We start from the raw sequence: 26,684 nt of genomic DNA, 5'->3' as shown, positions 1-26,684 counted from the left end.
GGAGCTCGTCGCCCCGCCGGGCTACCGTCTCTCCTCGTGCGTCCTTCTCCTCCCGACCGCGCGCTCGACCGGACCCGGCTGCCGGAGCCGGTGCTGGACCGGAGCCCCGGCCTGGTCTCCCTGTACTGGACGGCCTGGGAGACGGCGTGGGGGCACGTCGTCCACCAGCCGGGGGTGCCGCGGTCGCCGTACATGGACGAGGGCTTCGACCCGGACGTCATCTGGATCTGGGACACCTGCCTGATGACCCACTTCTGCAAGTACGCCCCCGACCTGTTCCCGGGCATCGAGAGCCTGCAGAACTTCTACGGTCCCCTGCACGACGGCACACCCTCGGTCCTGCAGATCCAGCACCCCGACAACCCGCCGCTCTTCGCGTGGGCCGAGGAGGAGTACGTCCGCCACACCGGTGACCTCGAGCACGTGGCGCGGCTCCTGGACGCGGGCTACCTGCAGCGCCACCTCGCCTGGTTCGACACCGTCGCTCCCGGGACGGTCCTGCCCACCACGGTGATGCCGACGGCGATCGAGCGGCGGCCGGAGGGCTACCGCTGGGGCGCCATCCAGAGCGGCATGGACAACACCCCACGGGCCGGGGAGGCGAACTGGTACGGCAACTCCCGCGGCGGGATCCTCTGGCTCGACGCCCTGGCCCAGCAGGCGCTGTCCGCCCGGAGCATCGCCCGGCTGGCCCGGCTGGTCGGTCGGACCGCGCTCGCCGAGGACCACGAGGCGCGCCACGAGGCCCTCTGCGCCGCGCTCCAGCACCACTGGGACGACGACGACGCGACGTTCTACGACCGGTTGGACACCGCACCGTTCGCGTTCCGACGCGTCGTCACGCCGGCCGCCTACTGGCCCCTGCTGGCCGGCGCCTGCAGCCCGGAGCAGGCCCGGTCGCTGGCCGACCTGCTCACCGATCCGCAACGGCTGGGCGGTCCGGTGCCGTGGCCGTCGGTCGCCCGCGACGACCCGGCGTTCCGCGCCGACGGCCAGTACTGGCGCGGGAGCGTCTGGGTGCCCCTGGCCTACATGAGCGCCCGCGCCCTGGCCGACCACGGTCACGGCGAGCTGGCGAAGACCGCCTCGACGGCCCTGCTCGAGCACATGGCACGCACCTACGCCGAGCACTCCCCCGCGACGATCTGGGAGGCCTACGCCGCGGTCGACGCCGCACCGGCGACGGACAAGGACGGGCGTACGGCCGTCCGCCCGGACTTCTGCGGCTGGTCGGCGCTGGGTCCGATCTCCATGCTGATCGAGCACGTGCTCGGGTTCCGCGTCGACGCCACCACCCGGACCGTGCACTGGGACCCCGACGGCGACGGACGCCAGGGGATCCGGCGCCTCCGGTGCGGCACCACGCTGGTCGACGCGGTCGCCGACGGGGACGAGGTCGTGGTCGACACCGACCACCCGGTCACGCTGGTGCTGGCCGGCCGGGAGCACGAGCTGGGCGTGGGTCGGCACCACCTGCCCCGCCCGGAGACCGTCCCGAGCGCGGCCTGACGCTGACCCAGTCGCCACCGGTCAGGCGGCGACCTTCTTCGCCGTGCCGTAGACCGCGTCGACCTCGGTCAGCCACGAGGCGTACTGCGCGTAGGTGAAGGGCATCTTGTCGTCCCAGGTCAGCGTCTGCCTGGCCTTGACCGCGGGCAGCGACCGGTAGACCGAGATCTCCGGGAACTCCTTCGCCGACCCGACGTAGGCGAGGACGATGTCGGCCGGGTAGTCCGGGACGAGCTCCCAGCTCACCTCGGCCCAGTCCTCCCCGTCGGCGCTGGTCTTGCTGGGCGGGCCGACGGTCGTGGCGCCCAGGTCGTTGAGCAGGCCGAGCTGAGGCAGTCCGGGCCCGCCCACGTAGAGATCGGCGGCGGTGCCGTTCAGGGCGATGGCCTTGAGGTCGCGCCGCTTCGCGGTGCCGGCGAGGGTCTCGCTGGCAGCCGTGAAGGCGTTCTGGGCCTGGACGACGCTCGCCGAGGTGGTGTCGGCACCGAGCGCGGCCGCGAGGCGGCGGTACTCCTCGATGACGTCGGGCACCTTCTGACCGACCGAGCGGACGCCGACGAACGGGGCTACGGCGGTGGCCTGCTTGGTGACGTCCTCGTCCCACCACGTCCACCCAGCGCCCGCGGTGGTGACGTTGCCGAAGCCGATGACCACGTCGGGCTTCAGCGCGGCCAGCTTCTCGATCTGCAGCTCACCCCCGGTGCCGACGACCTGCATCGCCGCCCGGTCGGCGTTGCCGAGGGCCAGGGGCGAGGCGTTGGGCTCGAGGCCGTAGCCGAAGACGCCGGCGGGGCGGATCCCGTAGTCCCACAGGGCGGCGGCGCTGTAGGCGTCGGCCACGATCACCTTCGGCCTGGTGGGGAGCGTGACGGCCTCGCCGAACCCGGTGGTGTAGCTCCAGGGCTGCGCGGCCTCCGACGTCGCGGGTGGTGCGGTCCCGGGGTCCGCCGCTGGTGAGCAGGCGGTCAGGGCGACCACGGAGAGCAGGACGACGAGCGGACGTACGAGTGGCATGTGACCTCCAGTTTAGGTGAGGCTCACCTAACCAGCAGTCAGCCGGGCGTGTCCACGCCGTCCACCCCATCAGCCGAGGAGCGCGGGCTCGGAACTGCCAGGACGTCGTCGTTGTGCACGTCGAGAGACCCACCCAGCCGTGCCCTTTTCGTGCACCGGCCCGTGGACGCTCCTAGACGACCCGCCGGTACGGACCGTGCAGCGCCTCGGACGTCCGGACGAGCGCGCTGAGCTCGCGCCGAGCCCACACCGCGAGCACCGTCCTCGCGGCCCGCCCGCCCTCGTGGTGACGCCCGTGGACCGTGGCGCTCAGGTGCGCGAAGGACCCGTTGGCCGCCGGCTCCGCCTCGAGGCACCAGTCCACGACCCACGGGCCGGGCATCTCCGACCGCCAGGCCACCGCGTGGGGTCGCAGCCGGTCCGACCAGGCCGGCACGGGGGTGGTGCTCGTCGCGCGTCGCTGCTCGACGTGCCGCAGAGCCGCCTGGGCGAGCAGCACGTCGGCGGGCGTGCGGACCAGGCAGTGCTTCTTCACACGGACACCTCGATCGTCGGGATCAGAGGATGAGGTAACCCACGGGAACCGCGTCAAACGGCCCCGTCGAGCGATCCCGTCGAACCGCTCCGTCGGACGGTGGCGTCAGCCCGCCCGGCGCGCGGCGCGCAGGCGCAGGGCGATCACCAGCGCGACGGCGAGCGTGCCCGCCACGAGGACGACGCCGCCGACCGCGACCGCGCTCGCGACCCCGAGGGTGGCGCCGAGCAGGGCGAGCGTGACCCCGTTGCCGGTACGCAGGCCGCTGCCGAACATGTTGTAGACCCCGACCACGCGGCCGCGCTGCTCCATCGGGGCGCGGAGCTGCACGACGGCCTGCCCGATCGAGGTGCTCGTCATGTTCGCCACCCCGCCGATCAGGAGCGCGACGACGGCCAGGACGTAGCTGTGGGTGAGCGCGACGGCCACGGTCGTCGCGCCGAAGAGCACCGTGGCGACGACGACGGCGCGGACGTCCGGCCTGATCACCCCGGTCGCCTCGAGCAGGAACCCGCCGACCACGCCGCCGGCGCCGTTCGCGAACAGCAGCAGCCCGTACCCGAGGCCGTCGCTGCCCGTTCCGAGGGCGTCGGCGAACGCCGGGATGGACACCTGCAGCGACCCGCCGACGCAGAGCGCGACGAGCCCGGCCAGGACGATCATGGACACGAGCACCCGGTCGTCGCCCACCGAGCGCAGCACCCGGAACCCGTCGAGCAGCGTGAGGCGGACCCGGTGGACGTACCCGCTGCGCGTGTGGCCGGTGTACGGCGTGCGCAGCATCAGCAGCGTCATCGGCAGGTAGAACAGCACGTTCGCGAAGATGCCGAGCTCCGCGCCGAGGCCGAGGAGCAGGGCCGACCCGACGACGGGACCGGCGAGGATCCCGAGGCTGCGGAACGTGGCGTTCAGCCGGACCGCCCCCGGCAGGTCGGCGGGCTCGGCGAAGTCGTGCAGCAGCAGCTGCTCGGCCGGGGCCCAGAGCGCTCCGGCGCAGCCGTGCAGCACGAGCAGGACGCACGCCTCCCACACGTCGAGCGTCCCGGTCAGGAAGAGCAGGCCCCAGCACAGGGACACGAGCATGAACAGGCCCTGGGCGACCTGGATGAGCCGGCGGCAGTCGTACCGCTCGGCCAGCCCGCCGAACCAGACCGACAGCACCAGGAACGGCAGCCAGTGGCTGACGACCTGGAAGCCGACCAGGGCGGGCGAGTGGAACGTCTGCCAGAGCACCCAGTAGGTGATGACGTGCTCGATGTTGTCGCCCATCATCGACAGGCCGGCGGTGAAGAGGTACGGCCGCGCGTGGCGGTCCCGGAGCGCGGCGAAGCGCCGCGGTGCAGCGGTGGTGGTCAAGGGTCACATCCTGCCCGACCCCGGGGAGAACCTGTGGCCCGGCTTTGGAAGCAATCCCCCGGCCCGGGTGTTGCCGCTTCTTGTAGTCCTGCCCGGGTCGAGCACCACCCGGTGCCAGCGCCTCTGCACGGCCCGCCAACGTCCGCCGGGCACCACGTCCCGTCGTCCTGACAGGTCCGTCCGCGGCCCTGAGCAGGCATGCACTAGGAGCTGGCATGACGAGCACCGCTTCGGTCTCCGTCACCGAGACCCCCACGACCACCACGACCACCGGCACCACGACCCCGGTCCGCTCGGGCTGGCCCGGGGTGATCGCCCTGATGGTCGCCATCTTCACCCTCGTCACCAGCGAGTTCCTGCCGGCCAGCCTGCTGCCGCTGATGGCGAGCGACTTCGGCATCACCGAGGGCGTCGCCGGCCAGGTCGTCACGGCGACCGCCCTCGTCGGGCTGGTCGCCGGCCCCACGATGGGGCCGCTGTTCCCGAACCTCGACCGCAAGCGCCTCCTGGTCGGCCTGCTCGTCCTGGCCCTGCTCTCCAACCTGCTGACCGCCGTCGCACCGAGCTACGCGCTCGTGGTCGTGGCCCGCCTGGTCCTCGGCATCTCGATCGCCGGCACCTGGTCGATGGCCCTGGCCGTCTCGTCCCACCTCGTCCCGGCCGACAAGCTCGGCCGCGCGATGTCGGTGGTCAACCTGGGCGTCGCCGGTGCGACCGTGGCCGCGGTCCCCCTCGGGGCGCTGATCAGCTCCTTCGCCGGGTGGCGGGCCGTCTTCTGGGCCGTCTCCGCCGCGACCGCGCTCGCCATCGTCCTGTTCGTCGTCCTGATGCCGTCGGTCCCCGCCCGGGCCAGCGGCGGCCTCCGGACCCTGGTCGACGTCCTGCGCTCGCGCGTCGTGCTCCTCGGGCTGATCGGGCTCGCGGTCCTCGTGGCCGGCCACTTCGGCAGCTACACCTTCATCCGGACGGCCGCCGAGGGCGTCTCCGGGCTGACGCCCGCGACGATCGCCGTCCTCCTCGCCGTGTACGGCGTCGGCGGTCTGGTCGGCAACCTGCTGTCCGGCCTCGTCGCCGACCGCCACCTCGGCCTCGCGCTGATGGCCGTCCCGGTGCTCGTCGCCGCCGGGATCGTGACCTTCTCGGTGTCCACCGGCTCGCCGTTCGGAGTGTTCGTCGCCGTGGCGCTGTGGGGCATCGGCTTCGGCGCGGTCCCCACCACGTCGCAGACGTGGATCTCGCGGGCCGAGCCGCGCCGGGTCGAGGCCGCGGGCGGCCTGGTCGTCGCGACCTTCCAGCTCGCGATCGCCCTCGGGGCCGCCCTCGGCGGCGTGCTGCTGGACACCACGAGCGTGCGGACCGTCTTCCTGGCCGGCGGCGTCGCCGTGGTCCTCGGTGGCGCGCTCCTCGCGTCGACGCGACGAGGGCTGTCGGCGACCCCCGCGTCGTGACGCGGGGGTCCATGGGGCCGGGTCAGGCGACCCGGACCACGCGCGGGGTGCTCGCGGCCCCGTCGAGGCTCGCCGCCTTCGGCACGGAGACGCGCAACGACGTCTTCATCTGCAGCCGCACACGACCCGAGAACGAGCCGTCCGCGCGGGTGCGGAGGGTGGTGAACTTCCTGCCGTTGCCGCTGAGGACGACGACGCGGCCGGCCCGGGCGGGGGTGACCCGGCCCTTCACCACGAAGGTCTGGCCCCGCTGCGCCCGGGCGGGCGCGTCGAGCCGGACGTGGGCGAGCGCACGGACCTCGACCCGCGGGCTGCGCGACGACGCGGCGGCCGACGTCAGGCTCTTGCTGCGCGAGCCGGCGTAGCGCAGCTCGTACGTCGTGTGCGCGCTCGGGGTGACGCTCAGCTCGACGTCGCCGCGGCGGTCGGTGACGGCCTGCCGGACCAGGACCCACCGTGCGCCGGAGCGACCCCAGAGCTCGACCGGCTCCCGGTGCCCCAGGACCTTGCCGTTCGCCCACCGCAGCGACCCCGACAGGTGGACCGCGCCGGCGCTGTCGGAGTCGCCGTACGCGGTGAGCACCGTCTGGGTGGCCCGCGCGTGGGTCTTGGCGGAGGACGCCGGAGGTCGCGCCGAGGGATCGGCGTGGGCCGCGACGACCGGCTGGAGGGGTGCGAGCAGGGCGGCGCCGAGGACCACGGCGGCGAGCGGTCGGCTCATACGTGACGAGAAGGAACGGATCGAGAAGGAACGCGTCGAGAAGGACGGGGACGACAAGACCATGGGGGAGCTCCTGGGACTGGGGTGGCGCGGGGGAAGCGACCAGCCGAAGATGTGCGGGGAGTTGTCACTCACGCAACATCCGTCACAGTAATCACAGACGTACCGGCGCGTGCCGAGTTCGTGGATCTCGTCGGCGGAGCTCCGCCACGCGGGGACGGGCTTCGGACTCATTGACGTCCACGCCGGACGGGCCATGACTGTGAGCGGCTGATCACAGCCGTCCAGGAGCATCCCGACGCCGCGCCCGCTGCCGCGTCGTGGTCGACCGCCTGCAGGCTTCCAGCCCGGTGAACGACCGATCTCTCACGCACCCCGCGGTAGCTCCCGACCTCTCGGTCCGCTGCGCCTGTCCGCACCGGTGCGTGCCCACCTGCTCCGACACGTTCTCCCGCCGCGTGCCCTGCGTGCGCACCCAGTCCTCTCGACGACGAGGTCGATGAGGGGCGGACGGAGGCGGCGTGGCCCCCTCGGGGACCGCTGCGCGCCGCCTCCGTCCAACCGTCCCCGCCGACCCCGACGCTGCGTGAACAGGTCGCCCGGGCCGGTCGGCCCGGTCGGTCCTCGAGCACTGGTCCTCGCAGCGGGTCCTCGACGACGCACAGCTGCTGCGCCAGCTGGTGGACGTGCTGCACCGCTGGAGCAGCACGCGCGGGGACGACGCCAGCCTCGAGGAGGCGCTCACGGTGCTGACCGGGTTGCGGCGCTGACGACCCGGCCTCCGGGACCGACGTCCGACCAGCCGCGCGGCTCCGTCGCGCTGACCACGTGCGCCGGCTCCCGATCCGGCCCGGGCGGCCAGACTGGTGGCGTGAGTGCCGATGCAGTCGCGTCCGAGCGGTCGGCGACCGTCCTCGTCGTCGGGGCAGGCCAGGCCGGGCTGTCCGCCGCCCACCACCTCCAGCGGCGGGGCTTCGTCAGCGCGTCGGCGGAGCCTGACGCCGTCCGCAGCTTCGTGGTGCTCGACGCCGAGGTGGGGCCCGGCGGGGCGTGGCAGCACCGGTGGGAGTCGCTCCGGATGGCGACGGTCAACGGCATCTTCGAGCTGCCGTCGTACCCGACGCCACCGGTCGACCCGGACGAGCCCAGCCGCGTCGCGGTGCCGCGCTACTTCGCCGCGTTCGAGCGGGACCGTGCGCTGCCGGTGCTGCGGCCGGTGGCCGTCATCTCCGTGACCCGCGCGGACGGCGACCCCGACGGCGACCTGCTCGTGGACACCGACGCCGGGCGCTGGCGGACCCGGGTGGTCGTCAACGCGACCGGCACGTGGGACGAGCCCGTCCTCCCCCGCTACCCGGGGCACGAGAGCTTTCTCGGCCGCCAGCTCCACACCCGCGACTACGTCTCGGCCGCCGCGCTCGCCGGGCTCCGGGTGGCCGTCGTCGGTGGCGGCATCTCCGCGGTGCAGCAGCTGGAGGAGATCTCGCGCGGCGCCACGGTCCTCTGGTACACCCGGCGCGAGCCCGTCTTCCTCGACGGCGACTTCCGGCCGGAGGTCGAGGGGCGCAAGATCATCGCCGCGGTCACGGCCGACGCCGAGTCCGGTCGGCCCACCGGCAGCGTCGTCTCCTACACGGGCCTGCCGCCGGCCGCGTACGTCCTGGCCGCCCGGCAGCGCGGCGTGCTGGTCCGACGGCCGATGTTCACCGCGATCGAGCCCGGCGGCGTCCGCGAGGCCGACGGCTCCTTCACGCCGGTCGACGCCATCCTCTGGGCGACCGGGTTCAGGGCCGCGCTGCACCACCTCGACCCGCTCCACCTGCGCAACGACCGCCGCGGCATCACGCTCCGCGGGACGCAGGTCGCGGACGAGCCGCGGGTCCACCTGATCGGCTTCGGCCCGTCCCAGTCGACGGTCGGGGCCAACCGGGCCGGTCGGGACGCCGTCGCCGCGCTCACCCGCTACCTGCGGGACACCGGCACAGACACCGACGACCGTCAGGCGTCGGCGTAGCGGGTGGCGCAGGCGACGTCGAGGGCGAACTCGACCGGGAAGGTTCCAAAGAGGAGCTGGCCGGCCCGTCGGGCCGCGGAACGGACGGCGTCGGCGACGGCGTCCGCCAGCTCGACCGGGGCCTCGACGATCACCTCGTCGTGCAGGAAGTAGACCAGCCGCGCGCGCCGCCCGGCCGCCCCGTCGGCGCCGTCGTGCCCACCGAGGGCCGCGAGCTGCCGGCGCAGGTCGGCCAGCCAGCACAGCGCCCACTCGGCCGCCGTGCCCTGGACGACGAAGTTCCGGGTGAAGCGGCCCCAGTCACGCGCCCGGGTGCGGGCCTCGCGGCGTTCGTCGGGACCGGCCTCGGGCAGCGCGGACCAGCGCTGCGCCTCCCGCCACGCCTCCGTCGGTGGCGGCGAGCTGCGCCCGAGCCACGTGGTGACGACCTCGCCGGCCTCCCCCGCCCGCGCCGCACGCTCGACGTACGCGGTCGCCGCCGGATAGCTGCGCTGCAGCCGGGGCATCAGCCGACCCGACTCCCCGGACGTGGCCCCGTAGAGCGCGCCGAGCATCGCCACCTTGGCGTGCGCGCGGGTGTCCGCGACGCCGTCGTCGACAAGGGCCTGGTAGAGGTCGCCGCGGCGTGAGGCGGCCGCCATCGCCTCGTCACGCGACATCGCGGCGAGGACGCGCGGCTCGAGCTGGGCCGCGTCCGCCACGACGAGCACGGAGCCGGGGTCGGCGACGACGGCGCCGCGGACCTGCTTCGGCAGCTGCAGCGCGCCCCCGCCCCGCGCGGCCCAGCGGCCGGTCACGACCCCGCTCGGGACGTAGCCCGGCCGGAACCGCCCGTCGACGACCCAGGTCGACAGCCACGACCAGCCGTTCGCCCCGTGCAGGCGGGCCAGCTTCTTGTACTCCAGGAGCGGCGCGACCACCGGGTGGTCCACCTGGGCGAGGTCCCACTGCCGCGTGGAGTCGACACCGACCCCGGCGCTGTGCAGGGCGCGCAGGAGGTCGGGTGCGGAGTCCGGGTTGAGCGTCGGCGCACCGAGCTCCGTCCGGATCCGCCCGGCGAGGTCCTCCATGACGCGGGGCCGCGCGCCCGGCAGCGGTCGCGGTCCGAGCAGGCGGGTCAGCAGCCGGTCGTGCTCGGCCGCGTCGAACGGGAGGCCGACGTGGGTCAGCTCGGCCCCGGCCAGCGCGCCGGCCGACTCGGCGGCGAGCAGGAGCCGCAGCCGGGCGGCGTGGGCGGAGAGGCGCACCGCCTCCTGCTGCGCGCGGTGCTCCTCGGCGACGTCGGCCAGCGACAGGGCGTCGACCGCGTCGGCGAGGTCGAGCAGCGTCGGCTCGACGTCCGGGGCGGGCTGGCGCGGCTCCCACCGCGGGTCGCCGGTCGAGGCCAGCGGGCTGGTCGCGTACGTCGACCGGGACAGCACGGCGTGGCACTGGCGCAGGTCCTGACCGCGGGCCACGGTGACCCCCGCGGCCAGCAGTGCCGGGTAGCACCGGCTCGTGTCGGCCCACACCCAGCGCGGCTCGTCCGGCTCCAGCCGGGCGACGTGCGCGGGCAGCGCCGACCAGGTCAGCCGCTGCGCCGTAGTCGGTCGGCCGTCCCCGTCGAGCACGGCCACGTCGACGCCGTCCTCGGCGGCAGCGACGGCGACATCCACCCGGCGACCGTAGTGCGGCGTCGCGCACGCCCGGGGTGCGCCGGGCCGGGGAGACTGTCCGCCGTGACCGAAGCCGCGCGCGCCCCCCGCGCCCCGTCCGCCGCCGACCCGGTGGTCGGCCTCACGAGCGTCGAGGCGGAGGCACGCCGGCGGCGGGGCGAGGTCAACCGGGCGGTCAGCGCCTCGTCGCGCACCTACGGACGCATCCTCCGCACGAACGTCTTCAACCTCTACAACACCATCCTCTTCGTCATCGGCGCGGCGCTCCTGGCGCTGGGCCGCTACGGCGACGCGGTGATCAGCGTGTCGATCGGCCTGCTCAACGCGGCCGTGAGCGCGGTGCAGGAGATCCGCGCCAAGCGTCAGCTCGACCGGCTCCAGCTCCTGGCCCGCAGCACGGTGGTCGTGGTGCGCGACGGCCGCGACGTCGAGGTCGCGCCCGAGGAGGTCGTCCGCGGCGACGCCGTCCGGGTGCGCCCGGGGGACCAGCTGGTCGTCGACGGACCAGTCCTCGAGGGTGCCGTCGAGGTCGACGAGTCGCTGCTGACCGGCGAGTCGGAGGCGCTGGTCCGCACGCCCGGGGAGGACCTGCTCTCGGGCAGCCACAGCGTCGGCGGGGCCGGTCTCCAGCTCGCCCGCGACGTGGGGGCGGCGAGCTACGCGAACCGGCTCACCGCCGAGGCGCGGCGGGCCACGACCGACACGACCCCGCTGCAGCGCCAGATCGCGTTCTGCGTCCGCCTGGTCATGGTCGTCGTGGTCCTGATGAGCGGGGCGATCCTGCTGCAGGCCGCGCTCGAGGGCGTGACCCTCGTCCGGGTGGTCCAGACGGCGGCGGTGCTGTCGGGCCTGGTGCCGTACGGGCTCTTCTTCCTCATCGTGCTCGCCTACACCGCGGGCGCGGTCGCCTCCTCCCGCCGCGGGGCGCTGGTCCAGCGCGTCAACGCCGTCGAGTCGGTCAGCAACGTCGACGTGCTCTGCACCGACAAGACCGGCACGCTCACCACCGGCCGGCTCACGGTCGCCGAGGTGGTCCCCCTCGGCGGGCAGGACCGCCAGGAGGTCGAGGAGGCGCTCGGGTCGATGGCCCGCAGCACCGACGCGGGCAACCTGACCAGCGCGGCCCTCGCCGAGCACCTCCCCGGCGCGGCGGTCCCGGCCGTCGAGCTCGTCCCCTTTCGTTCCTCGACCCGCTGGAGCGCGGTCCGCACCGACCGGGCCACCTGGGTCCTGGGGGCGCCGGAGGTGCTCGCCGGCGCCGTCCGGGGTCCGGACCTCACCGCCGACGTGGGGACGCGTACGGCGCAGGGCCTGCGCGTCCTCGTCTTCGGGCGTGCCGTCGACCCGGCCGCCCCGCTCCGGGACGCGGACGGGCGTCCGACCCTGCCCGCGCTCGAGCCGTTGGCCCTGGTCGCGCTCGCCGACGAGCTGCGCCCCGACGTCCCCGAGACGATCGCCCGGCTCCGCGAGGAGGGCATCGCCCTCAAGGTCCTCTCCGGCGACGACCCCGGCACCGTGGCCGCCCTCGCCGCCCGGGCCGGCCTGACCGACCCGCGTCCCGTGCACGCGGGGCACCTCGACACGCTTTCCGACGCCGAGCTGGATGCCGTCGTGGCCGGCAGCGACGTCTTCGGCCGCGTCGCGCCCGAGCAGAAGGAACGGATCGTCGCCGCCCTGCGGCGGCAGGGCCGCTACGTGGCGATGGTCGGCGACGGCGTCAACGACGCCCGGGCCCTGAAGGCCGCGCACGTCGGCGTGGCCATGCGCAGCGGCAGCAGCGTCGCGCGCGACGTCGCCGACATCGTGCTGGTCGACGACTCGCTGGCCGCGCTGCTCCCCGCGCGCCGCGAGGGCCGGCGGATCATCAGCGGCATCGCGATCTCCTCGCAGGTCTTCCTCACCCGGGTGGCCACGCAGGCCCTCGTCATCGTCACGATCACGATGCTGGGGCTGGGTTTTCCCTACTCCCCCGCCCAGACCGGGCTGACGCTGTTCACCGTCGGGCTGCCGACCGTCTTCCTCACCGCCTGGTCGCGGCCCCGGCCGCCCGACCGCCACCTGCTGCTCGACCTGGCGCGCTTCGTGCTGCCCGCCGCCGTGCTGACGGCGGGCTTCGCGGTCGCGGTGTACACGTACCTCTTCACCACCATCACCCAGGGCTTCGACGACCCGGCACTCCGCGACCGGCTGGCCACCGAGTTCGCGCACTACACCGACCTCGTCTACGGCGTGGACCCCGGCTTCGTCGAGTCCGCCGCCACCCTCGGCGCCCAGACGGGCCTGTCCACGTTCGTGTCGCTCGCCTCGATCCTGCTGATCCTGTTCCTCGAACCGCCCCACCGGGTCTTCGCCGCCTGGACCCGCACCACCCCGGACCGACGTCCCGCGATCCTGGTCGTCGCCCTGCTCGTGGGCCTGCTGACCGCTCTGGTCGTGCCCACCCCGCGTACCTACTTCGGGCTGACGAGGCCGGCCGGCATCGTCTACCAGACCTCGGTCCCGCTGCTGGTCGTCTGGTTCCTCGCCCTCGCCGGCGCCTACCGCTTCCGCGTCATGGACCGCCTCCTCGGCCTCGGCGACCCGGGCCGGCCCGAGCCTGAGGATCCGGAGCCGTCGAGACCCCCGGCCGGTGACGAGCAGCCCAGGACCTCCCTAGACTGACCTCCTGCTGACGGCAGCCCTCTGGCGACGCCGAGACCCCCCGACCAGGCGTCCCGACGTGCGAACCGAGCTTCACGGGGCCCAGGACTCCGGGACGCGTTCCGCTCGCGTCGTGCGTCGTGAGGCCCCCGTGACCAGCTCCCTCCCCCTCCTGCTCGACGGGCCCGCGTTGGACGACGCCCTCGACGACCTCGCGCTCCGGGCCACGTGGGCGATCGACGGCGTGGATGCGGCGGGGGCCCTGGTGCATCGCGGTACCGGGGTGGTCGCCCGTTCCTCCCACCCGCTGGCGGCCGCCGTCGACGCCGTGCAGCACGGGTCGGGCCAGGGCCCGTCCCTGCACGCCCTCCACACCGGAGAGGTGGTGCTGCTGGAGGTCGACGACCAGGACACCCGCTGGCCCGTGTTCCAGAGCGCGGCGCGAGCGGCAGGAGCGCGCACGGTGCTCTCGGTGCCCCTGCGCCTCGCCGACCAGAACATCGGTTCCCTGAGCCTCTACAGCCGCGCGCCCCGGGCGTTCGACGCGCGGCTGGTCCGGCAGGTCGAGGTGTTCGCGAGCCCGCGCGTGCTCGGGCTCACCCAGTGGGGCTTCGCCGCGGACGCCGCCGCCGTGGCCACGGTGGCCGGCTTCGAGCTGCAGGACCGTGTCCTGGTGGACCGGGCTCTCGGCGTCCTGATGGGGATCCACCACGACGCGTCCGTCGAGCGGGCGCGGCTCCGGCTGCAGGAGACCGCGGACGGTCTCGGGGTCGACGTCCTGGGGGCCTCCAGGTACGTCCTCGCCCACGTCCTGCGTCGGGAGGACTGACGGGCCGGGCCCGGGCCCGACCTTCTCACGCCGCGGTGCGGGTGGCGGAACGGTCGGCGAAGCGCTCCCGGTGCTCGGCCGAGCCGGCGACGAGGAGACGGATCCGGGCGAGCGCGCGGTGCTGCGTGACGCGTACGGCGTTGGCGGACATCCCGAGGACCGCACCGACCTCCTCGGCGCTGAGCCCCTCGGCCCGCAGCCGGACGACGCGGGCCGTCCGCGGCGGCAGCAGGTCGAGCAGGGCCAGCGCCGCCCGCACGTCCGAGCGGGTCATCGCCTGCGTCTCGGGACCCGGGGCCGGCTCGGGCCGGTCGGGCAGCTCGTCGACCAGGTGGTAGGGGGTGCGGGCGTAGCGGCGCTGGGCGTCGACGACCTTGTTGGACGCGATGGCGTAGACGAGGGCCCCGAACGGTGCGCCGTGGTCCTGGTAGCGGGGCAGCAGGTCGACGACGGCGAGGCAGACGTCCTGGGCCACGTCCTCGGCCACCTCGGCCCCGCCGCTGTAGGTGGAGAGCCGGGACCGGGCGTAGGCGTGGACCGCCCGCCGGACGGCCGCGACGAGCAGGTTCACGGCGCCGTCGTCACCGGGGCGCGCGCGGGTCAGGAGGTCGCGGTCGAGCAGGTCCTTGCCGAGAGGGGTGCTGGACACGGGGTTCTCCGTCGCTCCCCGAGCGTCTGGCGTGGAGCGCGTACCTCTGTGCGCCGGTTACTTATTCTACTCGTCGTACTAACTGGGCCCAAGCCTTCCCCGCGGCCTAGACGGACGTCGCGTACGTCGGCTGGTTGAACGGCGTGATGACCTGCACCTGCGACGGGCGGCTGCGCGGGGGTCCGGGCAGGGCGCCGTGGGCCTGCAGGACCAGCTGGCAGGCGTGCCGGAGGTCGGCCCGCAGGTCGTGGTGGAGCACGGCGGTGATCGACTGGCGACGGAGCAGCGTCGTGTTGTCGCCGTCGAGGTCGTGGGCGACGAAGGCGGCGGGGGTCCTCCCGGCCTGCCGGAAGGCGTCGAGCGTCGCGGTGTTGCCGCCCCCGGCGGAGTAGACGGCGTCGATGTCGGGGTGCAGCGCGAGGACCCGGGCGACGGCGGCGTACATCGTCGCGTCGAGCCCGTCGGTCTCCGACACCTCGAGGACGCCCCGACCGGGAGCCAGCGTCCGCATCGCCGACCGGAAGCCGCTCTCACGCTCCTCCTCGCCGCGAAAGCTGCTGCTGCTGAGGGTGACGAGCACCGAGCCGGTCGAGCGTGACAGGTGCGCGACCAGGTAGGCGGCGGTGGCGCCCGCGGCCCGGTTGTCGATGCCCACGTACGCGATCCGCGGGCTGAGCGGCAGGTCGGTGACCAGGGTGACCACGGGCACGCCCTGCTCGTGGAGGCGGGTGACCGCGTCGACCACGGCCGGGTGGTCGGGGGCCTTGAGCAGCACGCCGGCGGACCCGCGCCGCCCGATGCCGTCCAGGACCTGGGCCAGCTCGGCGGGCTGTCCCTCCTCACGCAGGTGGAACCGGCTGCGGATCACCGCCGGCCGCAGCCCGGGGAGCTCGGCCTCCAGGGCCGACCGCACCGACGAGCTGAAGCGGCTCGGCGCCTGCATCACGAGGTCCACCCGGAACGTCCGGCCGCCCAGCTGCACCTGGTCGCGCTGGCGGTCGAGCTCGTCGACGGCCCGCTGGACCTGGTCCGCCGTGCTCCGGCGCACCCCCGGCCGACCGTTCAGGACGCGGTCGACGGTCGCCTGGCTCAGGCCGGCCTGGTCGGCGATCTCCTGGATCCGGTAGCGGTGCACAGGTCCCTCCCCCTGAGGTCTTTTTGATGGTTTTGGGAGGTCTGGCGGCCCTCGTCCTCCACTAGTGTCGCTGACAGAAGAGCACCACGCACCACCCCTGGACCTCCCCCTCCCGCACCCCGCGGCGAGTCGAGCGGAGGCCCCGAGAAGGAGGAGCCATGACCACCACCGCAGCACCCACCACCGCCGCCGGCACCGCAGCCGCCGCCCCCGCGCGCCCGGGTCGCTTCACCGAGGCCGACTGCCGCGTCGAGGACTTCGCCGCCCTGGTCGACCAGGTCACCGAGCTGGGCGACTACCCGCACGCCGCCGACGTCCAGCGGAACGTCCTGGTCTACGACGCCGCGGCGCTCCGCGCGGCGATCACCTCGGAGGAGGCCCGCGTCGAGGTCGAGGCCGAGCTGGTCCGTGCGCTGACCGAGGGCCCGGGCGTCGTCGCGTTCAAGGGCGCGTTCCCCGACACGTCCGTGGTCGACCGGGCCACCGCCGTCTTCGACGAGATCATCGCGGCGGAGAAGATCGCCGGCGGGGGACCCAACGACCACTTCGCGACGGCCGGCGCCAACAGCCGCGCCTGGAACGCCCTGGAGAAGCTCGCGGTCCGCGACCCGGGGGCCTTCGTCGACTACTACGGCAACGACGTCCTCGCGCTGATCAGCAACGCCTGGCTCGGCCCCGGCTACCAGGTCACCTCCCAGATCAACGTCGTCCGGCCCGGGGGCAAGGCCCAGGACCCGCACCGCGACTACCACCTCGGCTTCCTGTCGAACGAGGTCGCCGCGACCTACCCCGCCCACGTCCACCTGCTCTCCCCCGTGCTGACGCTCCAGGGCGCGGTCGCGCACTCCGACATGCCGCTGGAGAGCGGCCCGACGATGTACCTGCCCTACTCCCACCAGTACGCCCCCGGCTACCTGGCGTGGCGGCTGCCGGAGTTCCGGGCGTTCTTCGGCGAGCGCCACGTGCAGCTGCCGCTCGAGAAGGGCGACGCCGCCTTCTTCAACCCGGCGCTCTTCCACGGCGCCGGGACCAACGTCTCGACCGACGTGCAGCGGATGGCGAACCTGCTGCAGGTGAGCTCGGCGTTCGGCCGCGCCATGGAGACGGTGGACCGGACCAAGGTGTCGAAGGCGGTCTACCCCGTGCTGCGGGCCCGTCGCGCGTCCGGCGCCGACCCGGTCGCCCTGACGAACGCGATCGCCGCGTCCGCCGAGGGCTACCCCTTCCCCAGCAACCTCGACCTCGACGAGAACGTCGGCGGCCTGACGCCCCTGGCCCAGAGCGCCCTGGTGCAGCAGGCGCTGGACGAGGACTGGCACCCTGAGCGGGTGTCCGAGGCTCTGGACGCCTACGCGACCCGCCACCGGACCGACGAGATCTGACCCCGGTCCGTACGACCGGCACCACCACCAGCACCACCTCGAGGGAGAGAACATGCGCATCGGACTCATCGGGCTCGGCCGGATCGGGGCGTTCCACGCGGACACGCTGATCCGTCACGACGAGGTCGACGAGCTCGTCGTCACCGACGCGATGCCGGGGATGGCCGAGGCGGCCGCGAGCCGCCTCGGCGCCACCCCGGTCGCCGACGCCGAGGCGCTGCTCGCCTCACGGCTCGACGGCGTGGTGATCGCGTCGTCCACGCCGACGCACCTCGGGCTGCTCCGGGCCGCGGTCGCCGCCGGCATCCCCACCTTCTGCGAGAAGCCGGTGGCCGAGGACCCGTACGCCGTGGCCGGCCTCGTCGGCGAGATCGAGCGGTCGGGTGTGCCGGTGCAGATCGGCTTCCCCCGCCGCTTCGACCCCGCCTTCGTGGCGGCGAAGGCCGCGTCCGACGCGGGCGAGCTGGGCTGGCTGACGACCGTCCGGTCGACGACGATGGACCCGGCTCCCCCGCCCGCCGCGTACGTCGCCAGCTCCGGCGGGATCTTCCGCGACTGCGCCATCCACGACTTCGACGCGGTGCGCTGGGTGACCGGCCGCGAGGTCGTCGAGGTGTACGCCGTGGGCGGCAACCGGGGCGACGCGCTCTTCGCCGACGCGAACGACGTCGACACCGCCTCGACGCTGCTGACCTTCGACGACGGCACGCTCGGCGTCGTGTCGGACACGCGCTACAACGGCCAGGGCTACGACGTCCGCCTCGAGCTCCACGGCTCCGAGGGTTCGATCAGCGCCGGGCTCGACGACGGCCTCCCGTTCCGGTCGGCCGACCCCACCCTCGCCTTCCCCGCCGGGCCGGCCCACACCTTCTTCATGGACCGGTTCGCGACGGCGTTCCAGATCGAGCTCTCGACCTTCCTGGCCGTCGCCGCCGGCCGACAGGCCTCCCCCTGCACGATCACCGACGGGCTCGAGGCCAGCTGGATCGCCGAGGCCGCCACCCTTTCGCTGCACGAGCACCGTCCCGTCCGGCTCGACGACGTCCGTGGCTGACGGGCGCGACCTCCCCGCCACGCCGGAGTTCGTCGCCGCCTGCTGGACGTCGGCGGGCGACGTGATGCCGCTGCGCGGGCCCGACACGAGCCCGCTCGACGTCCGCACCCGCATCGAGGCCGTGGCCCGGGCGGGCTACACCGGCTTCGGGCTGACGCACGCGGACCTGCTGGTGGCCCGGGAGACGGTCGGGCTGCCGACGGTCGCGCAGCTGCTGCGCGACCACGGCATCACGACGGTCCAGCTGGAACGCGTCGTCGACTGGTGGACCACCGGGGAGCGGAAGGAACGGTCCGACGCGCTCCGGCAGGACCTGTTCGACGCCTGCGCGGTGCTCGGGGTCGACAACATCAAGATCGGCGGCGACGACGACGGGGAGCCGGTGACCTACGACGCGCTGTGCGCCGGCTTCGACGCGCTCGCCGACGCGGGCCGCGAGGCCGGGGTGCGGATCGCGTACGAGAACACGCCGTTCTCGCCGCCGCCCATCCGGACCACCGAGCAGGCGATCGACCTCGTGACCGACGTCGGGAACGCCAACGGCGGCCTGATGCTCGACGTCTGGCACGCCTACCGGGGCGGGACGCCGTACGACAACCTGCTGCGGCTCGCCCCGGAGCGGCTCTTCGGGGTCGAGCTGGACGACGGCGCCGCCGAGGTCGTCGGCACGCAGATCGAGGACACCTTCGACAACCGGCTGTTCTGCGGGACCGGGGACTTCGACGTCGTGTCGTTCGTCGCGGTCGTCCGCCGGCTCGGCTGGGACGGCGTCTGGGGGATCGAGCACATGTCCGAGACCGACCGGAAGCGCCCGGTGGAGACGGTGCTCCGGGAGGCCCGAGAGGCCGCCGCGCTCTGCATCGCGCAGGCCGACGAGAGGAACGCCGCATGACCACCCCCACGAGCACCTCCGCCGGCTCAGAACCGCTGCGGATCGGCCTCCTCGGGGCGAGCCGCATCGCCGTCGAGTCCCTCGTCGTCCCCGCGCACGACGGCGGCGCCCGGCTCGTGGCCGTCGCGGCGCGCGACCCGCGGCGGGCGGAGCAGTTCGCCGCCGAGCACGGCGTGGAGCGGGTCGTCGCCACGTACGAGGACCTGCTCGCCGACCCCGAGGTCGAGGTGGTCTACAACGCCCTGCCGAACAGCCTGCACGCACCCTGGAACCTCGCCGCGATCGCCGCGGGCAAGCACGTGCTGACGGAGAAGCCGTTCGCCAGCAACGCCGAGGAGGCCCGGACCGTCGCGGACGCGGCGGCGGCGTCGGGGCTCGTCGTCTTCGACGCGTTCCACCACCGCTACCACCCGGTCTTCGCCCGCCTGCTCGAGGTCGTGACCGGCGGCGAGCTCGGCACGCTGCGCACCGTCCGGGTGCAGATGGTCATGCCGCCCCCGCCGGAGGACGACCTTCGCTGGTCGCTGCCCCTCGCCGGCGGCGTGCTCATGGACCTCGGCTGCTACGCGCTGAACGTGATGTCGACCGTGGCGACCGCGCTCGGCGGGGTCGCGGAGCCCGTCGCCGCCCACGCCGTCGAGGGCGAGGGCCGCCCCGGGGTCGACGCGCGCTTCGAGGTGGAGGTGGCCCTGCCCGGCGCCGTCCGTGGCGAGATCCTCTGCGCCATGAGCGACCCCGAGCTCGACTTCTCGATCATGGTCACCGGGGACCTAGGCGAGGCCAAGATCAACAACTTCATCAAGGTCAGCACCGACGACCGGCTCGTCGTCCGTCGTCACGGCGAGGACGAGCGGGTCGAGCACCTCGGCACCCGCAGCAGCTACCACCACCAGCTCGACGCGCTGACCGCCGCGGTACGCACGGGGGCGCCCTTCCCCACCGACGCCGCGGACGGGGTGGTCAACCTCGAGCTGATCGACGCCTGCTACCGCCTCGCCGGGCTGGAACCTCGGCCGACCTCGAAGGGCTGAGCCGGCCGGTCAGCCGACGACAACCCCATCCGGAGCCTCGCTCCGCCCACCTGACCGCCGGAGCCGGTAGGCACGCGTCTTGTGCCGGTTGCCGCAGACCTCCATCGAGCACCAGCGGCCGCCACCGCTGCGTGACGTGTCGTGGAAGGCCCAGCGGCAGTCGTCCGCCGCGCAGAGCTTGAGCCGCTTCCAGCCGCCGTCGGCCACGCTGGTCGCCACGGTCTCGACGACGGCGTCGAGGCCGGCCGTCCCGGACGAGGCGACCAGCCGCAACCTCCCGGACCCGGTGGGCTCGAGCCGGAGGGCGAAGTCCGCGAGCGACGCGGCGAGCGCGTGGTCGTCGGTCAGCGCCGCCCGCAGCGCCGTCCGCAGGGAACGGGCCCGGTCGAGGTCGCCCCGGTCGACCGACTCCCCCGGCGACAGGAGGTCGTGCGCCTCCAGCCAGGCCGCGAGACCCTCGACCGAGGTGAGCTCGTCGGCGGCGCGGTGGGCGCTGCCGTGCCGGTTGAACGACCGCTCGTCGAGCGTGTTCAGGAACTGCTCCACCACGACGAGACCGTCGTCCGCTCGCATCACGACACCACCTTAGCGACTTTCCGGTGTTGCGCATCGACGACACCGGCTTTAGGTTGCTGTGGTGTCGAAGCAGCAGAGCGCGCCCCAGGGCAGCGCGGTCGAACCTCTCCACCTGCACGTGGAGGAGGCGGCGCTGGACGACCTCCGTGACCGGCTCCGCTGTACGCGGTGGCCCGAGCGCGAGACGGTCGGGTCGGCCGACCGCCCGGACTGGTCGCAGGGTCCGCCGCTCGCGTACCTGCGCGACCTCGTCGTGTCCTGGCTGGCGTACGACTGGCGGCGCGTGGAGTCCGCGTTGAACGCCCACGGCCAGGCGGTCACGACGGTCGACGGGCTGGACCTGCACCTGCTCCACGTCCGGTCCCCGCGGCCCGACGCCCGCCCCCTGGTCATCACCCACGGCTGGCCGAGCTCGGTGCTCGAGCCCCTCGCGGTGATGGACGCCCTCGCTGACCCAGGCGACCCCGACCTGCCCGCGTTCCACGTCGTCGCGCCGTCGCTGCCCGGGTTCGGCTTCGGGGGCCGACCGACCTCGACCGGGTGGACGGTCGCGCGGACGGCGGACGCCTGGGCCGAGGTCATGTCCCGTCTGGGCTACGACCGCTTCTACGCGGCGGGCGGCGACTGGGGTGCCCGCGTGACCGCGGGGCTGGCGATCCGCCACCCGGACCGGGTGGCCGGCGTCCACAGCTTCACCCCCTACCTCCAGGCCCCGGACGACCCGGACGAGCACGGCCGGCTCAGCGACCCCGAGCGTGGCTGGCTGGCCGACCGCGAGACGTTCTTCACCCGTGGTCGTGGCTACTCCCTCGAGCAGTCCACCCGGCCGCAGACCGTCGGCTACGTCCTGAGCGACTCACCGGTCGCGCAGCTGGCGTGGGTGCTGGACAAGCTCTGGGCCTGGACCGACCACGACGGCGATGTGGAGCAGGCCGTCAGCCGCACCCAGGTGCTCGACACGGTCACCCTCTACTGGCTGTCGGCCACGGCCGGGTCGTCGGCCCGCTTCTACTTCGAGAACGACCCGCCGGACGAGTCCGGCGCGGTGACCGTCCCGAGCGCCGTGACGATCTTCCCGGCCGACATCGAGAAGATCCCGCGGCCGTGGGTGGAGAGCCGCTTCACCGACCTGCGGTCGTTCCGGGTCGCCGAGCGCGGCGGGCACTTCCCCATGCTCGAGGTGCCCGAGGCGTACGCCGACGAGCTGCGCGTCGGCCTGGGTGCGCTGCCGTGGTGATCGCGGGGCCGGACGCCGCGCCCCCGGTCGTGCCGGAGGCGGAGCTCGACGACCTGCGCCGTCGGCTCGCGGGCTACCGGCGCGTCGCGCTGCCGGCGGGCCACGGCTGGGAGCGGGGCACGGACGGCGACGTCCTCGCCGAGCTCGTCACCCACTGGCACGACGCGTACGACTGGCGCGAGCACGAGGCGCGCCTGCGGAACCTGCCCTGGGTGCTGACCACCGACCCGACGACCCCGGTCCGGGCGATCCGGACGCGGGGCACGGGCGAGGGCCGACCGACCGTCGTGCTGCTGCACGGCTGGCCCGACTCGGTGCTGCGCTTCACCCGGGTCCTGCCGCTCCTGACCGACGTCGACGTGGTCGTGCCGGCGCTGCCCGGCTTCCCGTTCGCCGCACCGGTCGAGCGCGGGGGCCTGTCGGCCTGGGACGCCGGGACGGCCGTCGCGGCGGCGCTGGAGGAGCTCGGGGTCGAGCGCTACGTGCTGTCCGCCGGCGACGTCGGCACCGACGTGGCCGAGGCGGTCGCGGCCCAGCACCCGGACCGGGTCGCCGCCCTGCACCTGACCGACGTGACGCAGATGCGCTACCTCCTCGACCCGCCGGGCGACCTCACCGCGGAGGAGGCGGCGTTCGTGGAGCGGGGCCACCGCTGGCAGGCGGCCGAGGGCGCGTACGGCCACGAGCAGTCGACGAGGCCGCACACCCTGGCGGTCGGGCTGGGCGACTCACCGGCGGGGCTGGCCGCCTGGCTCGTGGAGAAGCTCCGCAGCTGGACCGACTGCGCCGGCGACGTGGGCGCGGTGTTCAGCCGCGACGAGCTGCTGACGTGGGTGACGGCCTACTGGACGACCGGCGCGATCGGCACCTCGTTCACCCCGTACGTCGAGGCGTCGACGCAGCGGAGGCCCGGCCGGATCCTCCCGCCCGCCGTGTTCACGATCTTCCCCCACGACCTCGCGAACCCGCCCCGTTCCTGGGCGGAGCGGTTCTTCGACGTCGCCGGGTGGCAGGAGCTGGAGGCCGGCGGGCACTTCGCGGCGTGGGAGCGGCCGGACGAGTACGCGGCGGGGGTGCGTGCGGCCCTCCGGCTGGCCGAGGGGACCTCGCCGCTCCGTTCCGGCCGCGTATCGTCGGCCTGATCATGACCGCCGAACCGCCCCGGAAGCTCCGCAGGGACGCCGCGGAGAACGCCGAGCGCGTGATGGCCGCCGCGCTCCGGGCCGGGCTGGCCGAGGGCAAGTTCGTGCCGCTGGCGCAGATCGCCGCGGACGCGGGCGTCGGGGTCGGCACCCTCTACCGTCGCTACCCCAGCCGCGAGGCGCTGCTGGAAGCCATGTCCGTCCGCGCCTACCGCCTGATCCTCGCGGAGGCCGAGGACGCGCTCGCGAAGGGCGAGACGGGTCTCGACGCGATCGGCCGGTTCCTGCGCCAGACCTTCGTCCACCGTGACGAGCTGGTGCTGCCGATGCACGGCGCCCCGCTGACCGAGGGCACGGAGTCGGCCGAGCTGCGGGCGCGGATGCAGCGGACGATGGGCGCCATCGTCGCGCGCGGGCACGACGACGGGAGCGTCCGCCGTGACGTCGACGGCGGGACCGTGGTGCGCTTCGGGGCGATGCTCGCCCAGCCGATGACGAACGTCCCGGGCTGGGAGGCGACCGCCGCCGAGCAGCGGGCGGTGTTCCTGCGCGGCATCGCCGCCGACGGGGACTAAGGCTGCTGCCGCCCCTCCTGCCGGCCCAGCCAGGTCGCGAGGTCGCTCACGTCGGGCACGAGGCGCCGGGTGGCGGCGAGGTCCGCCCGGTACGACGGCACCGTCGCGAACCACCGGAACATCGCCTGCAGGTCGGTGTCGTCCCCGAGGGCCTCGACCGGCACGGCCTCGTACCGCGCCGGGCGGCCGTACGCCCGTGCCACCCCCTCGGCCACCTGGTCGAGGGTGAGCTCGTCGCCGGCGATCTCGACGGCGTCGCCGTCGACGGCCCCGGGGTCGGTCAGCAGGCGTCCCGCGGCGGTCCCGATGTCGCGCACGGCGACCATCTGGAGCGGCACGTCGGGCGCCAGCGGCAGCCGGACGACCACGGTGCCGTCGGCTCCGGGGGTCAGCTGGGGCAGCAGGTTGTCCATGAAGAAGGTCGGCCGCAGGAACGTCGCGCGGACGAGACCGCTCAGCCGCTCCTCGACGCGCCGCTTGCTCTCGAAGTGCGGGATGCCGGTGTGCCGCTCGGCGCCGCCGACCGAGGAGTAGACGACGTGCGGGACCTCGGCGCGGGCCGCGGCCTCGGCGACCGTGCTGCCCCGACGGACCTCCCCGTTCGTGCCGTCCGGCGCCGCGAACGTGGTCATGAAGAAGAGCGCGGAGACGTCGGCGAGGCCCTGCGTGAGGGAGGTGCCGTCCTCCTGGTCGGCCTGGACCAGCTCGACCCCGCGACCGGCGAGAGCGCGGGCGGCGGACGACCCGGGGTCACGGACGAGCGCGCGCACGGCGACGTCGGCGCCGAGGAGCGCGTCGACGACGGCGCGGCCCTGCTGACCCGTCGCGCCGATCACGGCGACGGGTGGGGTGTCGGAAGCGGTCATCGGGATCCGTCCTGCGGAGGTGGCGGGAGACAAACGGACGAAGTCGTCCGTTTCCGTTGTAGCGTAGGCCCATGCTGCTCAGCCCCGGGTCGGACGCCTACGCGAGGTCCACCCAGCCCCACAACTCCTCCTCGACGCAGACACCGGCCCGCGTCGCCACGATCGTCCGCCCGGAGGACCTCACCGCCGCGCTGGCCGAGGTGGACGCGCTGGCCCGCTCGACCGGCCGGGCGCTCACGGTGGCGCCGCAGGCCACGGGGCACGGCGCCGGCGCCGGCGTCGACGAGGGCGTCGTCCTGCTAGACACCGCAGGTCTGGACGAGGTCTCCGTCGACCCGGTGACCCGCGTGGCGACGGTCGGGGCCGGCGCGACGTGGTCGGCCGTGAACGCGGTCGCCGAGCAGCACGGGCTCCTGGGGCTCGCTGGGTCGGCGCCGAGCGTCGCGGTCTCCGGCTACACGTTCGGCGGGGGCATCGGGTGGCTGGCGCGGCGCGACGGTCTCGCCACCGGCACGCTGCGCGCCGTCTCATACGTCGACGGTCGCGGACAGCTACGTCGGGCCGCGGACGACGCCGCCGACGTGGTCGACCGGGACGCGATCTGGGCGTTCCGCGGCGCGGGCGGGGTCGGTGTCGCGCACACGCTGGAGCTCGACCTCGTCCCGGTCCCCGACCTGCACGCCGGGGCGCTGCTGTGGCCCGCGACCGCCCTGCCCGAGCTGGTGGCGGCGTGGGCGGGCGCGATCGGGTCGGTCGGACCCGCCACGTCCTCGAGCCTCTCGGTGCTCCACGTCCCGCCGCTCCCGATGTTCCCGGAGTCGCTGCACGGCTCCGTGGCCGTGCACCTCGCGGTCGCCGACCCCGACGGGCCCGTGGGTGCCGCTCCCCTGCTGGACGCGATGCGCACGGCGTCGACCCCGGTCCTGGACGACTGGGGTCCGAAGGACGCGGCCGGTCTCGCCCGGATCCACCTCGACCCGCCGACCGCGGTCCCGGCGATCGGCGACGCGCGCTGGCTCGACGACTCCACGCCCGGCCTCGCGGAGGCGCTCCTGACGACCGCGGTCGCGGACGACTCCCCGGTCGTGATGCTGGAGCTCCGCCACGTCGGCGGGGCCCCGACGCGGCGTGACGGCGCGGTCACCGCCCCACCCGGATCGTTCGTCTACCACGCCGTCGGCCCGCTCGGCCGCTCCAGCCGCGCGCAGATCGACGCCGCCTTCGCCCGCGCGAGGGCGGTCTGGACCACGGCCGACACCGGCCTCACGCCCGGGTCGTGGGTCGACGGCGCCGCCGCCGTGCCCGAGTCCCTGCCACGCGACGTCCGTGACCGCGCGCGGGCCGTCGCGGACGCCGTGGACCCCGACCGCACGTTCCACCGGTCGCGGCTGCTCGCCTGACCGCCGGCCGTCTCCCCCACCAGTCCAGAACACCCACCAGGAGACCAGCCATGAAGGCAGTCCGCTTCCACGCGTACGGCGACCCGTCCGTCCTCCGGCTCGACGACGTCGAGCAGCCCGTCCCGGGCCCCGGGCAGGTCCGCGTCCGGGTGACCGCGACGTCGTTCAACGGCATCGACGCGAACATCCGGGGCGGCGGCATGCAGGGCCCGATCCCCGTGGCGCTGCCGCACACGCCCGGCATCGACGTCGCCGGCACGGTCGACGCGCTCGGCGACGGGGTGACCGGCCTCGAGCCTGGCGGCCGGGTCGTCGGCTTCCTCCCGATGGTCGACGACGGCGCCTCCGCGGACTTCGTCCTCGCGCCGGCCGACCTCCTGGCAGCCGCCCCCACGAGCATCTCGCTGACCGACGCCGCCGCGTTGCCGACCGTCGGCCTCACCGCCTGGCAGGCGCTCTTCGACCACGGCGGCCTGACGAGCGGCCAGCGCGTGCTGGTCAACGGTGCGGGTGGCGCGGTCGGCGGCTACGCCGTCCAGCTGGCGAAGCGGGCCGGCGCGCACGTCATCGCCACCGCGAGCCCGCGCAGCAGCGCCCGCGTCCGATCGGCCGGCGCCGACGACGTCGTGGACCACACCACCACCGACCTGGCCGCGGCGGTCACCGAGCCCGTCGACCTCGTGCTCAACCTCGCCCCCGTCGTCCCGGCGCAGCTCGACGCGCTGGTGGGGCTGGTCCGTCCGGGCGGCGTCGTGGTCAGCACCACCGTGTGGATGCCGGCTCCCTCGGACAAGGCCCGAGGCGTACGGGGCGTCGACCTCTTCGTCCGCAGCGACGCCGCCCAGCTCGCCCACCTGGTGGCGCTGGTCGACCGCGGCGAGCTGCGCGTCCACGTCGAGGAGCGCGTCCCGCTGGCCGATCTCACGTCCGTGCACGCCCGGGCCGCCGCCGGCGAGCTCTCGGGCAAGGTCGTGGTCGTCGTGGCCGGCGACTGACCGGTCGCCGGGGTCGCTGAACTATCACG

At 74.4% G+C, this 26,684-nt stretch carries 23 protein-coding genes; 14 read left to right on the top strand and 9 right to left on the bottom strand.

Features of this window, described 5'->3' with window-relative positions:
- The first annotated feature begins 36 nt into the window (after nucleotides 1-36).
- The gene (locus FHX39_RS21750; protein ID WP_183337832.1) at nucleotides 37-1,509 is read left to right on the top strand and encodes an MGH1-like glycoside hydrolase domain-containing protein; all 1,473 of its coding nucleotides are present in this window, start codon (nucleotides 37-39) and stop codon (nucleotides 1,507-1,509) included.
- Nucleotides 1,510-1,530: 21 nt separating this feature from the next.
- Here the strand turns inward: FHX39_RS21750 and FHX39_RS09380 are convergent, their stop codons facing one another.
- The 3 genes from FHX39_RS09380 to FHX39_RS09370 form a co-directional block, all read right to left on the bottom strand.
- Nucleotides 1,531-2,523 (bottom strand): ABC transporter substrate-binding protein, encoded by a 993-nt coding sequence (locus FHX39_RS09380; RefSeq protein ID WP_183337830.1) that lies wholly within the window; start codon nucleotides 2,521-2,523, stop codon nucleotides 1,531-1,533.
- 172 nt (nucleotides 2,524-2,695) lie between these two features.
- Nucleotides 2,696-3,058 (bottom strand): hypothetical protein, encoded by a 363-nt coding sequence (locus FHX39_RS09375; protein ID WP_183337828.1) that lies wholly within the window; start codon nucleotides 3,056-3,058, stop codon nucleotides 2,696-2,698.
- Between the two features lie 105 nt (nucleotides 3,059-3,163).
- Nucleotides 3,164-4,414, bottom strand: coding sequence for an MFS transporter (locus FHX39_RS09370; protein ID WP_183337826.1), 1,251 nt, complete (start codon nucleotides 4,412-4,414; stop codon nucleotides 3,164-3,166).
- Nucleotides 4,415-4,629: 215 nt separating this feature from the next.
- On the opposite strand from FHX39_RS09370, the gene FHX39_RS09365 reads away from it, so the two are divergent.
- Nucleotides 4,630-5,862 (top strand): MFS transporter, encoded by a 1,233-nt coding sequence (locus FHX39_RS09365; RefSeq protein WP_183337824.1) that lies wholly within the window; start codon nucleotides 4,630-4,632, stop codon nucleotides 5,860-5,862.
- Between the two features lie 22 nt (nucleotides 5,863-5,884).
- Here FHX39_RS09365 and FHX39_RS09360 read toward each other — a convergent pair whose 3' ends face one another.
- Nucleotides 5,885-6,583, bottom strand: coding sequence for a hypothetical protein (locus tag FHX39_RS09360; RefSeq protein ID WP_183337822.1), 699 nt, complete (start codon nucleotides 6,581-6,583; stop codon nucleotides 5,885-5,887).
- Nucleotides 6,584-7,454: 871 nt separating this feature from the next.
- Between FHX39_RS09360 and FHX39_RS09355 the strand changes: the two genes are divergently transcribed.
- On the top strand, nucleotides 7,455-8,597 hold the full coding sequence (locus FHX39_RS09355) for an NAD(P)-binding domain-containing protein (RefSeq protein WP_332836755.1): 1,143 nt from the start codon (nucleotides 7,455-7,457) through the stop codon (nucleotides 8,595-8,597).
- On the opposite strand, the gene FHX39_RS09350 is transcribed toward FHX39_RS09355, so the two are convergent.
- On the bottom strand, nucleotides 8,582-10,252 hold the full coding sequence (locus tag FHX39_RS09350; RefSeq protein WP_183337818.1) for a bifunctional 3'-5' exonuclease/DNA polymerase: 1,671 nt from the start codon (nucleotides 10,250-10,252) through the stop codon (nucleotides 8,582-8,584). The two genes, FHX39_RS09355 and FHX39_RS09350, sit on opposite strands and share 16 nt — an antisense overlap.
- A 63-nt stretch (nucleotides 10,253-10,315) precedes the next feature.
- On the opposite strand from FHX39_RS09350, the gene FHX39_RS09345 reads away from it, so the two are divergent.
- Both FHX39_RS09345 and FHX39_RS09340 read left to right on the top strand, forming a co-directional pair.
- Nucleotides 10,316-12,913, top strand: coding sequence for an HAD-IC family P-type ATPase (locus FHX39_RS09345; RefSeq protein ID WP_198423325.1), 2,598 nt, complete (start codon nucleotides 10,316-10,318; stop codon nucleotides 12,911-12,913).
- Between the two features lie 130 nt (nucleotides 12,914-13,043).
- Complete coding sequence (locus FHX39_RS09340) at nucleotides 13,044-13,721, top strand: GAF domain-containing protein (RefSeq protein WP_183337816.1); 678 nt, start codon at nucleotides 13,044-13,046, stop codon at nucleotides 13,719-13,721.
- Between the two features lie 25 nt (nucleotides 13,722-13,746).
- On the opposite strand, the gene FHX39_RS09335 is transcribed toward FHX39_RS09340, so the two are convergent.
- Complete coding sequence (locus FHX39_RS09335) at nucleotides 13,747-14,370, bottom strand: sigma-70 family RNA polymerase sigma factor (protein WP_183337814.1); 624 nt, start codon at nucleotides 14,368-14,370, stop codon at nucleotides 13,747-13,749.
- A 106-nt stretch (nucleotides 14,371-14,476) separates the two neighbouring features.
- Nucleotides 14,477-15,505, bottom strand: coding sequence for a LacI family DNA-binding transcriptional regulator (locus FHX39_RS21745; protein ID WP_183337811.1), 1,029 nt, complete (start codon nucleotides 15,503-15,505; stop codon nucleotides 14,477-14,479).
- Between the two features lie 158 nt (nucleotides 15,506-15,663).
- Here FHX39_RS21745 and FHX39_RS09325 point away from each other — a divergent pair, with 158 nt between their 5' ends.
- From FHX39_RS09325 to FHX39_RS09310, 4 genes are read left to right on the top strand one after another with little or no spacing between them, the layout of a single operon-like run.
- Nucleotides 15,664-16,887: a phytanoyl-CoA dioxygenase family protein gene (locus tag FHX39_RS09325; protein WP_183337809.1), complete on the top strand. Its 1,224-nt coding sequence runs from the start codon at nucleotides 15,664-15,666 to the stop codon at nucleotides 16,885-16,887.
- A gap of 52 nt (nucleotides 16,888-16,939) precedes the next feature.
- Nucleotides 16,940-17,941, top strand: a complete 1,002-nt coding sequence (locus tag FHX39_RS09320) for a Gfo/Idh/MocA family protein (protein ID WP_183337807.1) — start codon at nucleotides 16,940-16,942, stop codon at nucleotides 17,939-17,941.
- Nucleotides 17,934-18,833 carry a sugar phosphate isomerase/epimerase family protein gene (locus FHX39_RS09315; RefSeq protein WP_198423324.1) on the top strand — a complete coding sequence of 300 codons (900 nt, stop codon included), beginning with the start codon at nucleotides 17,934-17,936 and terminating at the stop codon, nucleotides 18,831-18,833. The genes FHX39_RS09320 and FHX39_RS09315 overlap by 8 nt, the downstream gene beginning before the upstream one ends.
- Complete coding sequence (locus tag FHX39_RS09310) at nucleotides 18,830-19,864, top strand: Gfo/Idh/MocA family protein (protein WP_183337805.1); 1,035 nt, start codon at nucleotides 18,830-18,832, stop codon at nucleotides 19,862-19,864. Before FHX39_RS09315 ends, FHX39_RS09310 begins: the two co-directional genes overlap by 4 nt.
- A gap of 9 nt (nucleotides 19,865-19,873) precedes the next feature.
- On the opposite strand, the gene FHX39_RS09305 is transcribed toward FHX39_RS09310, so the two are convergent.
- Nucleotides 19,874-20,437 carry a CGNR zinc finger domain-containing protein gene (locus FHX39_RS09305; protein ID WP_183341180.1) on the bottom strand — a complete coding sequence of 188 codons (564 nt, stop codon included), beginning with the start codon at nucleotides 20,435-20,437 and terminating at the stop codon, nucleotides 19,874-19,876.
- A 64-nt stretch (nucleotides 20,438-20,501) separates the two neighbouring features.
- Between FHX39_RS09305 and FHX39_RS22090 the strand changes: the two genes are divergently transcribed.
- The 3 genes from FHX39_RS22090 to FHX39_RS09290 are packed head-to-tail and all read left to right on the top strand — an operon-like array spanning nucleotide 20,502 to nucleotide 23,394.
- Nucleotides 20,502-21,677, top strand: a complete 1,176-nt coding sequence (locus FHX39_RS22090; protein WP_332836754.1) for an epoxide hydrolase family protein — start codon at nucleotides 20,502-20,504, stop codon at nucleotides 21,675-21,677.
- Nucleotides 21,674-22,819 (top strand): epoxide hydrolase family protein, encoded by a 1,146-nt coding sequence (locus FHX39_RS09295; protein WP_198423322.1) that lies wholly within the window; start codon nucleotides 21,674-21,676, stop codon nucleotides 22,817-22,819. Before FHX39_RS22090 ends, FHX39_RS09295 begins: the two co-directional genes overlap by 4 nt.
- Nucleotides 22,820-22,821: 2 nt before the next feature.
- Nucleotides 22,822-23,394, top strand: coding sequence for a TetR/AcrR family transcriptional regulator (locus FHX39_RS09290; RefSeq protein ID WP_183337803.1), 573 nt, complete (start codon nucleotides 22,822-22,824; stop codon nucleotides 23,392-23,394).
- On the opposite strand, the gene FHX39_RS09285 is transcribed toward FHX39_RS09290, so the two are convergent.
- Entirely contained in the window at nucleotides 23,391-24,260 is an 870-nt protein-coding gene (locus tag FHX39_RS09285) for an NmrA/HSCARG family protein (protein ID WP_183337801.1), read from the bottom strand. The genes FHX39_RS09290 and FHX39_RS09285 overlap by 4 nt on opposite strands.
- Nucleotides 24,261-24,331: 71 nt before the next feature.
- On the opposite strand from FHX39_RS09285, the gene FHX39_RS09280 reads away from it, so the two are divergent.
- Together FHX39_RS09280 and FHX39_RS09275 are read left to right on the top strand one after the other, a co-directional pair.
- Entirely contained in the window at nucleotides 24,332-25,660 is a 1,329-nt protein-coding gene (locus FHX39_RS09280; protein WP_183337799.1) for an FAD-binding oxidoreductase, read from the top strand.
- Nucleotides 25,661-25,710: 50 nt separating this feature from the next.
- Nucleotides 25,711-26,655 (top strand): NADP-dependent oxidoreductase, encoded by a 945-nt coding sequence (locus tag FHX39_RS09275; RefSeq protein WP_183337797.1) that lies wholly within the window; start codon nucleotides 25,711-25,713, stop codon nucleotides 26,653-26,655.
- The last annotated feature ends 29 nt before the right edge of the window (nucleotides 26,656-26,684 follow it).

It is taken from the genome of Microlunatus antarcticus, assembly GCF_014193425.1.
GTDB classification, from domain to species: Bacteria; Actinomycetota; Actinomycetes; order Propionibacteriales; family Propionibacteriaceae; genus Microlunatus; species Microlunatus antarcticus.
Note: the sequence above shows the minus strand (reverse complement) of the source record. Positions and strands in the feature narration are given on the sequence as shown.